Genomic DNA, 8,636 nt, shown 5'->3' on the forward strand with positions numbered 1-8,636 from the left:
CGGCGTGTGATGCGGCGTAATCTGGCTGCCGGGATACAGAGCAAACAGATGGGCCAAATGCCGGTGCTCCGGCTGCGCCTCACCGTAATCCTTCAGCCACTCCTGCAGCTGGCCGCGCCGGCCGACCTGCAATGGAGGCAGCAGTGAGATGGCGTGCTCCCACTTCCGCTGCAGCTCGGCGTCCACCTCCAGTTTTCGGGCTGCATTCAGGCAGAACGTGAAGAGATCCCGCACCAATACCTGGTCCATCGTCGGACCCATGGAGAGCTGCTGCGCTCCTTCCTCCGGAGACCCGGGATAGAAGCTGTTCTCCGGCGAGTTGGAAGGCCCGGTCACCAGCCAGCCGAATTCCGGATGCACGGTCATGTAGTCCAGGAAAAAGGCCGCGGCTGCTTTGAGCACCGGGTACGCTTCTTCGGCAAGGAACTTGTCGTCCATGCCGTATTCGTAATGCTCCATCATATGGGTCGCGAGCCAGAGGCCGCCCGTCACGTTCAGGCCCCACGACGTCTCCCATCCGGGCGAACAGAAGCCCCAGACGTTGGAGAACACGTGGGCCACCCAGCCTTCTGCGTCGTAATACTGCCGCGCGGCCGACCGGCCGGCCTGGGCCAGCTCCCGGACGTAGCGCATCAGCGGCTCGTGGGAATCGCCAAGATTGGCAATTTCCGCCGGAAAATAGTTCATCTGCGTGTTAATGTCCAGATGATAGTCGCAGCTCCAGCCCATCCGGCACGCTTCGCCGTCATTCCAGATGCCCTGCAGGTGCAGCGGCAGCGGCGAGTCTTCGCGCGATCCGGCGATCATCAGATAGCGGCCGTACTGGAAGAAGAGCGCGAACAGCGCCGGATCATCCGTATGGCCCGCCCGGAACCGGCGCATCCGCTCATCGGTCGGCAGGCCGGCCGCCGCTGACGTGCCGAGATCCAGCCGCACCCGCTCCAGCAGCGGCCCGTAATCGGCGGCATGGTCCGCCTTGAGCCGGTCATAGCCTTTGCCCAGCGCCCGCTCCAGCTGGCGGAAGCCCGCTTCCTTCCATGCATCGTCCTGCTGGCGGTAATCCGTGTGCACAGCGGTGTTCACCCACACCTCTTCCGCCCGCTCCACCCGGATCGTTCCCGATGAGGCAAGCACGCTGCCGCCGCGGGCCTGGACGCGTACCGCTCCGCTGCAGGACACCCCGCACGTTCCGTCGCTGTGCACGGTTTCGACCGCTTTGCCGGCGAAGGCCAGCATGTCCGGCTCCCGGGCTTCGCTGCCGAATTCCTCCGTGCGGCCCTCGAGCCGGAGCGTGAACGTTAGCCCCACCGGGTCCTCGGTCCACAACCGGGACACCATCAGATCGTCCGCATGGGAAATGAACGTCTCCCGTTCAAACCGGTATCCGTTCATTGTACCGGCGGAGCGTGCCTCGGCCTGCTGCAAATCCAGCTCCCGGCGCATTTCCGCTTCCCCTTCCGAGGCTGCCGCAGGCCACTCCAGGATGATGTCGCACAGGCTCAAATTCGTGCCGAAGTTGCGCTTGGGCGGCTGCAAATGCTCCTTCGCCAGCCTGTCGCCAGCCGCATAATCGCCCGCAAAAAAGCGCCCACGCATCCGCTCCAGATCCTGCTTCGTATTGGAGCGGCCGTGGCAGGGCTCCGCTTGTCCCGACCAATATGTGACCTCGGTCAGGCTCCAAACCTCCTTGTGCGGAGCCGATATAATCACGCCGCCTATTCTGCCGTTTCCGAGCGGCAGCCCCTGTGCCCAGCCTGCCGCAGGGCCCTCGTACCAAAGCTTCAAGTCATTCATCCGATATCCTCCACCAAAATTTATTTGCGAATTCATCCGCTTTCCTTACTGAATTCTATTCCGGAACCGTTGATTTTATCGTATCATTTTGATGTATAATCCGTCTTTGTTAACGCATCCATTGATTTATCAATTCATCCGCCAATCTATCGTTTTGAATCAGCAAACATACACTTTCTAAATGCGGGGGAGTCATGATATGAACAAAGCATTATCCGAGATAACTCCATTCGTAGGCGACTCTATGAGTTATCTGTACGACGGCAGCAGCAACGAGCATCTGCGCGCAGGCAGCGTGTATGCCCTTCACTTGTTTAATGAAGGCCCCGGGGAAATGGAGGTCGAAGGGGTCAACTATCCGATCGAGCGGGGAACGCTCATTTTTTTGCGTCCGGGCCAGCCGCATGCTTTTCACATCCGCCCGTCCCATCCGCTGCCTTCGTATAATCTGTATTTCGATTTATGGGATGACGCCAACCCGCTCTCTCCGAGCCGGTCTTTCATCCATGCGCCCGAGCCTTTCATTTTTTGACCGATTGTCTATCGAACTGCCCTGCGATGAACTGGACCGGCTTCCGAGCGTCTTCTCCCTGCGCGCCCATCCCCATTTGTATGATGGAATCGCCATGATCGCCAGGATGTACAGCGAATCCAAGTTTTACCGCAGCGAAACGGTGAACAGCTTTCTGTACGGCTGGATGTTGTCCTGGCACAACGCCGTGAACGTGCAGCATCCGAGCGATTACCGCATCGTCCGCCTGCTGGAGTATTTGAACAGCCGTCCGGAGCATGGACAGTCGGTTGAAGCCTGGTCCCGGTTCTGCGGTCTGAAACGCACCTATTTCCATGAACTGTTTTTGCGCGAAACGGGGATGACCCCGAAGGCCTACCATCATCAGCTCGTGATGAAGCGGGCGGCCCATATGCTGGTCGAAACCGACCTGAGCATTACGGCGATTGCGGAAAAGCTGGGGTACCCGTCCATCCACCCGTTTTCCCGGCACTTCAGCAGCTTTCACGGCACGACTCCCAGCCAGTACCGGCTGAATCCGCTGCACCGGATATGAGTCCGGGGAAGGAATAAAAAATCGCGCATCCGCTGGTCAGCCGGAATACGCGATTGGGTTGGTCATACTTGCTCTGATAGATGCTGCTTAAAAATTAAAATTATCCGGGTCCCCGCCGGTCCGTTGGTTCCGGTTCAGGCCGTCGATCTGCTGCATTTCTTCCGCCGTCAATTCGAAGTCGAACACATCGGCGTTTTCGATGATCCGGTGCTCCTTGACCGATTTCGGAATCGTCACGATCTCGTGCTGAAGATCCCAGCGGATGATGACCTGCGCGGTGGATTTACCGTATTTGGCGCCGATGCCTGCCAGCACTTCATTGTCCAGCAGCTGGCCCGCAGCCAGCGGCGACCAGGCTTCGATCTGAATGCCCTGCGATTTGCAGTAGCTGCGCAGTTCCGTTTGGGAGAGCAGCGGATGCAGCTCCACCTGATTGACGGCCGGTTTCACCTCGGCATCCTGCATCAGATCATCCAAATGATGAACGTGGAAGTTGGACACGCCGATCGTACGGACCCTGCCGTCCTTTTGCAGCTTTTCCAGCGCTCGCCATGTATCCTTATACTTGCCTTTGACCGGCCAGTGAATCAAGTACAGATCCACATAGTCCAGGCCGAGCTTGCTTATACTTTGTTCAAACGCCTTTAGGGTAGAGTCATAACCTTGATCCGAATTCCAAACTTTGGTGGTAATGAACAGCTCCTCACGCGGAACGCCGGATTCCCGGACCGCCTTGCCGACACCTTCTTCGTTACCGTACAGCGCAGCCGTGTCAATACTGCGGTAGCCGTGCGCAATGGCCGCTTTCACCGCGCTAACGACCTCATTGCCTTCCTGTGCCTTGTAGACGCCCAGCCCGAGCCATGGCATGGCATATCCGCTGGACAAGGTTGTGGTGGACTGCAGATTGTTCATGAGTAAGACGCCTCCTTCGAATCAGGTAAATGTCGTGGATGACTGAAAACCACCCATCCTGTCCCAAGATAAACCAGCCTATGGGCAAAGTCAAATTCAAGGACTAATTTGATACAGCTTGGATTCGGCGCTTTTCAGCGTAACGTCCAGCGTTGCACCTGCCGTTACCTTTTCCCCGGTCCACAAGTCGGTCACTTGAACGGAAGCCCCCGCTTGGACAGGAATGCCGGCACGCTTCAGGTCGATCTGACGCTGCTCCAAATTTTGGGTGTAATTGAACACGGCCAGATAATACGTGCCTTGATCTTCAAGCACAAACAGGTCGGCCGCTTTCGTTCCGGTATTTCCTTCCACCGGCTTAAAGGCTTTGCCCTTCACCGCCAGCGCGTTCACTTCCGGATTGGTGAGCAACCTCTCCATGTACTGGCGTGCCGCCGGGTCGTTCACATCGTCGGAGTTCAGGAAGACCGTACCCGAAATGGCCGCCGCATTGACACGGGTCTGCGCTCCTTCATACGAGCCGCCCTTCACCAGCGTCATATAGTCCGGGTCGGTGTAATGATAAATCGTCCCGTTCTGCCACCAGCCGTAAGTCAAGTTGTTCAGCTGGTATTCCGTGCTGCCCAGGCTGCCGTCCACGTCGCAGGAAATGCGGCGGCTGTGCGCATATTGGCTCGGGAACAGTGGAGCGATCGATTCGCTGATGAACATCGTGCCGCCAATGGCCTGATCCAGGTAAGCCATTCCCTGATTGTACGCCTGAATGCCGGTTTGCACGTTCGAATCGTAATGCCGGCCCTCCAAAGAGCCATGGGACAGGAAGTCTACCTTAATATACTCAAAACCTTCCTTTTTGAAACGGTTCATATAGTAGTCGATCCGGGCTTTCACGGCCGGATGGGTCGGGTCCACAGCATAAGCGCCGTCCAGCTTCGGCAGAACGCTGCCGGATGCATCCCTCAGCACGATATCCCCGTACTTGTATTTGCCGTCCGTCCCTTCGACCGCCTGGTCCATGTTGTCCCCCCAATAAACGAACGGGGAGTAGTAGATGCCTGCCTTCTGGCCGTTGCCGTGAATCAGCTTCACGAGATCGGTCAGCTGCTGGTCGGTCATGTTGTCCCAATACGAATCGAGGTTAATATACACGTTCCCGTTGTTCTCGAATGAGTTGTTCTGCAGATGCTCCTTCACATAGTTGGAGACGGCTGCCGCGTTGTCGTAGCTGAGATGATCGGCATAAGCGCCCCAGCTGTTCCAGCCGACCGGTACGCCTTCAGGGATGTTTTGGCTAAAAGCAAGCGGCGGCGCAATCGCGGCGTTCACCTGGCCGTAGCCCTCCATGCCTTTACGGTAGTCGTCGTACAAACCGATGAACACCTTCGGCGAAGTCACGCTCTTTCCGGACACGCTTCCGTGCGGCAGGCTGTCATGCGTGGAAGCCTGGGAAGTAAAGCCCCCGTACACGCGCAGCTCGTTCAGCTTATTGTCGGTGCCGCTCCAGTGGATTCCCGTTTTCCATGTGTCATGCGTAACGGAACCGACCACCAGACCTTTTCGGCTTGTATTGTCATAAATGGCTGTTAGTTCGGAACTGACATAGTTATCCGTATTTAACCGGGTATTGATACTTTTCGCCTGATACCGGGACCAGCTGTCGTTATCAAAAGGCGTCACGAGCACCCGGTTGTCGCCGTAGCTGCCGATATCAACGCCGCCCCGAGCCTCGACGGCCAGCGGTGCAATTTGGTTGGTCGTCAGCCCGGCGGCTTGGGAAGCCGTCACTTCCGTCAACACGTACGGTCCATGGTTATAAATGTAAAAGACCTGGCTCAGATCCGGCAGTCCTTTTTGCTCGCTGCGGACCGTAACCTTGATGCCTTCCCCCGTGGCGTCATGGAAGGGAGTCACACCGTCCTTGGCTTTAAACGTATGCTTGCCGTAATCCTTGCTCGCCACCGCCTTGTCCAGCTGAATTTCGCTGTAGGCACCCTTGATCACCGGCTTCTGGTTCCAGTTGTACTGGGACAGGCCTGTTGAAGTGTTGTACAGCAGCTCATATGACGGATTGGCCACACTAAATCCGCGCTGATACTCGGTCAGCGTAATGGGGCCGTACTTCGTGACATGTAGCTGTTTGCCCAGTTCGCCAATGCTGCCGTCATGGTCCGGCACGCCGTCGCCGGCCGATGCCAGCCGCAGCTCGATCAGGTCGATACTCCGGCGAGTACTCCCGCCTCCGTCGTCGAAGNGGATCGTATTGCTGCCCTGCTTCATACCATTAGCAATATTTTCGGAATAAACCGGGTTCGTGTACTCATCAGCAATCCTCAATCCTCCTTGAAATTTGAATTAGGGTTGGATGCATAACTTCAAAATGGTGGACTCCGACGGTTCAAGGCTTAAGCGGACTTCCCCGCTGGCCTCACTCTCGGTCCCTTCCCACAAGTCGGTTACGCGGTAAGTTGCGGGCGGTTCGAGTCCTAGGCGGTCCAGAGCGACTGTCTTGTTCGCCGCCTGTTTGCCGTCGAAGTTGAACACAGCCAGGTAGACCGTCCCCTCCTCGTCCGGATCAGCCAGCATAAAAGCGTCCGCCGCACGGCCGCCCAGGGTGCTTTCCACCGGAACGAATGTTGTTCCCTTCCGCGCAAGCTCCATGATGCTGCCGTTCCGCAGCCAAGCCTTGGCGCGGGAGGCTGCTTCTTCCTGCCTGAAGTCGTCTCCGAGCAGCAGCACCGTCCCCGCGATCACGGATGCCGTCAGCCGGCTCCGCCCTTCATGGCGGGTGGTGGCCTCCTGGTTAAAGCTCTTGTACAGCACCGAGTGGTCGGGATCGTTGAACCGGTACAGCGTATCGTTCATCCACCAGCCATAAGTAAGCGAATTGAGCAGGTACTCGGTATCCCCGATCATGCCGAACACGTCACAGGAAATTCTCCGGCTATGTGCAAAGGCATACGGGAACAGCGGCGCGATCGACAGGTTGATGAAGATCGGCTTTCCGGCGGCTTCCGGAGACAGCTTTTTCGCCAAATAAGACAGCCCGTAATGATAGGCAGCAATGCCTGTGGTGATTTCAGGGCGGTAATGCTTTCCCTCCAGCGCACCGTGCGCCATAAAATCGAGCTTAATGTACTCGAAGCCCTCCCGGATGATTTTGTCCGTAAACCAATCGATGCGCTTCAGCGCCCCCGGATGGGTCGGATCGATCGCCAGCCCGCCGGCGATGTCCGGCAGGATTTCGCCTTCGGCGTCCCGCAGCAAAATGTCGCTGTATGTGAACCCACCATCCGTTCCCTCCACGGGCTTGTCGAATTGGGACGGACTGCCCCAGAAGGCAAACGGCGTCCAGTACGTCCCCGGCTTATGGCCGTTTTGCCGCACCCGGTTCAGCGCATCCTCCATCTCTTCATCCGTCAGGCGGTCCCAGAAAGCGTCGAAGTTGATGTACAGCGTGTCGTTATTTTGAAAGCCATCCGCCTGAACTTCGCGCTTCAAAAAATCGCTCGTTGATGTGTACAGATCGTAATCCAGTGTACTCATCGCGGCAGACCAGCTGTTCCAGCCAACAGGGACCCCGCCTTCCCACGGAAGCGCCGGCGACAGAGTAGCATTAGCCCGTCCGTAAGCCTCCAGGCCGCGGCGGTAATCGTCGTACCCGCCGACGAATACGACCGGCGAAGCCACGCGCGTCCCATGGACGTAACCGTGCGGCTGAAAATCCCGGGTCATTTCCCCGGCAGCGCCGGCGTACAGCTCCAGCTCATCCAGTGTTCCCGGCTGTTCGCCCTGGATTTTGATGCCGGTTTTCCAGACGTCATGACTCAGTGAACCGGCAACGATCCCTTGCCGGCTGTGCGGCCGGAACAAGGCCGTAACCTCGTAGCTCTCGGTGCGCAGCGGCGCCGTCTGTGTCTCATAGCGCACCCACTTATCGTTGTCGTAGGGAACGCGGAGCACCGTAAGCTCGTCTGCCTTGTCCGCGGCCGGCCCAAAAGACAGCTGTCCGGACCGGAGCACCGTCATCCGGTTCAGACGGATGCGCGTCTTATGGACAGCCACCAGCTGCGTCAGGTAAAACGGCACACCTTCGTAAATCCAGAAATGCTGCTCCAGCGTCGGAAGCATGTCCAATTCATGCACAAGCGTTAAATGAACGCCGGTCCCGAAGGCATCCTTGATGCTCTCCGGCTCCCCATTCATGCTGTGGCGGTCGTAGCTGCCCGTATGGTATTCACGCCCGTTCCACCGGATGGCGCTGCGGATTTCTTTCCAGTCCCACAGCGTACCGCCGGCAGCGCTGTAATGGCCCTGTTCCAGGTCGATCTCCAGCGTCACCTGATCCGTGGATACGCGGATCATGGAGCCGGTTTGCCGGACTTGGACCGCGTCCGTTTGGCTGTTTGTGATCATTCGCCTCATTTTCCTCCTGTCTCTGCAAGTCTCTGGCTGCACGGGCAAAATCAGGAATGCTTGGCATCCGCTTCCGCCCCAGCCGTATGACTTCATTATAGAAAGCGCTTTATCAGCTTGCTATAGAGCGATCTACCGATTGATAGCGGGAATTAACGCTTCTGGATGATGGGCGGGCTGTTAAAATGCGGCATGTAGTGATGCTGGCGCTTCGATGGGCGCTCCGTGTACGAAATATTCCTCCGATCGCTGTTGCCCCCGAATTTTTGCGGATTAGATAGAAGGGTAAAATTCGGGGACTGCTTATGCTTTCGAAGTGAGCTTTCCTTCGGAAAGCTTTCAGGCGACCGCTCCGCTTCTCCGGAATTGTTTCGTCCCCTCCGCTGCGTTGTGCAGGGAGGGCATACGGTGCGGGGGCTAAACGATCAAGAAATGCTCGAAACCTCT

Annotated in this window: 6 protein-coding genes; 2 read left to right on the forward strand and 4 right to left on the reverse strand. The window is 57.5% G+C overall.

The features are described from left to right. Positions 1–1,794 (reverse strand): glycoside hydrolase family 95 protein (locus CPT76_RS03675; protein WP_105441962.1); only part of this gene is annotated, 1,794 nt, incomplete at its 3' end. A 199-nt stretch (positions 1,795–1,993) separates the two neighbouring features. On the opposite strand from CPT76_RS03675, the gene CPT76_RS38860 reads away from it, so the two are divergent. Both CPT76_RS38860 and CPT76_RS38865 read left to right on the forward strand, forming a co-directional pair. Next, positions 1,994–2,326 carry an AraC family ligand binding domain-containing protein gene (locus CPT76_RS38860; RefSeq protein ID WP_258168062.1) on the forward strand — a complete coding sequence of 111 codons (333 nt, stop codon included), beginning with the start codon at positions 1,994–1,996 and terminating at the stop codon, positions 2,324–2,326. Continuing rightward, positions 2,301–2,861, forward strand: a complete 561-nt coding sequence (locus CPT76_RS38865; RefSeq protein WP_258168063.1) for a helix-turn-helix domain-containing protein — start codon at positions 2,301–2,303, stop codon at positions 2,859–2,861. Before CPT76_RS38860 ends, CPT76_RS38865 begins: the two co-directional genes overlap by 26 nt. A gap of 87 nt (positions 2,862–2,948) precedes the next feature. On the opposite strand, the gene CPT76_RS03685 is transcribed toward CPT76_RS38865, so the two are convergent. The 3 genes from CPT76_RS03685 to CPT76_RS03695 all read right to left on the reverse strand — a co-directional run bounded on the left by CPT76_RS03685 (position 2,949) and on the right by CPT76_RS03695 (position 8,189). After that, positions 2,949–3,776 (reverse strand): aldo/keto reductase, encoded by an 828-nt coding sequence (locus CPT76_RS03685; RefSeq protein WP_105441963.1) that lies wholly within the window; start codon positions 3,774–3,776, stop codon positions 2,949–2,951. 96 nt (positions 3,777–3,872) lie between these two features. Continuing rightward, complete coding sequence (locus CPT76_RS03690; RefSeq protein ID WP_181152679.1) at positions 3,873–6,053, reverse strand: alpha-galactosidase; 2,181 nt, start codon at positions 6,051–6,053, stop codon at positions 3,873–3,875. Positions 6,054–6,128: 75 nt separating this feature from the next. After that, positions 6,129–8,189 carry an alpha-galactosidase gene (locus CPT76_RS03695; RefSeq protein WP_105441964.1) on the reverse strand — a complete coding sequence of 687 codons (2,061 nt, stop codon included), beginning with the start codon at positions 8,187–8,189 and terminating at the stop codon, positions 6,129–6,131. Positions 8,190–8,636: the final 447 nt, after the last annotated feature.

Origin of the sequence: Paenibacillus sp. AR247, assembly GCF_002968895.1 — a bacterium.
Taxonomy (GTDB): Bacteria; Bacillota; Bacilli; order Paenibacillales; family Paenibacillaceae; genus Paenibacillus_AQ; species Paenibacillus_AQ favisporus.

Excerpts from the sequence above, each read along its gene's own strand:
- CPT76_RS03685 (WP_105441963.1), bottom strand. The coding sequence starts at position 3,776 with ATGAACAATCTGCAGTCCACCACAACCTTGTCCAGCGGATATGCCATG.
- CPT76_RS03695 (WP_105441964.1), bottom strand. The coding sequence starts at position 8,189 with ATGATCACAAACAGCCAAACGGACGCGGTCCAAGTCCGGCAAACCGGC.
- CPT76_RS38860 (WP_258168062.1), top strand. The coding sequence starts at position 1,994 with ATGAACAAAGCATTATCCGAGATAACTCCATTCGTAGGCGACTCTATG.
- CPT76_RS38865 (WP_258168063.1), top strand. The coding sequence starts at position 2,301 with ATGCGCCCGAGCCTTTCATTTTTTGACCGATTGTCTATCGAACTGCCC.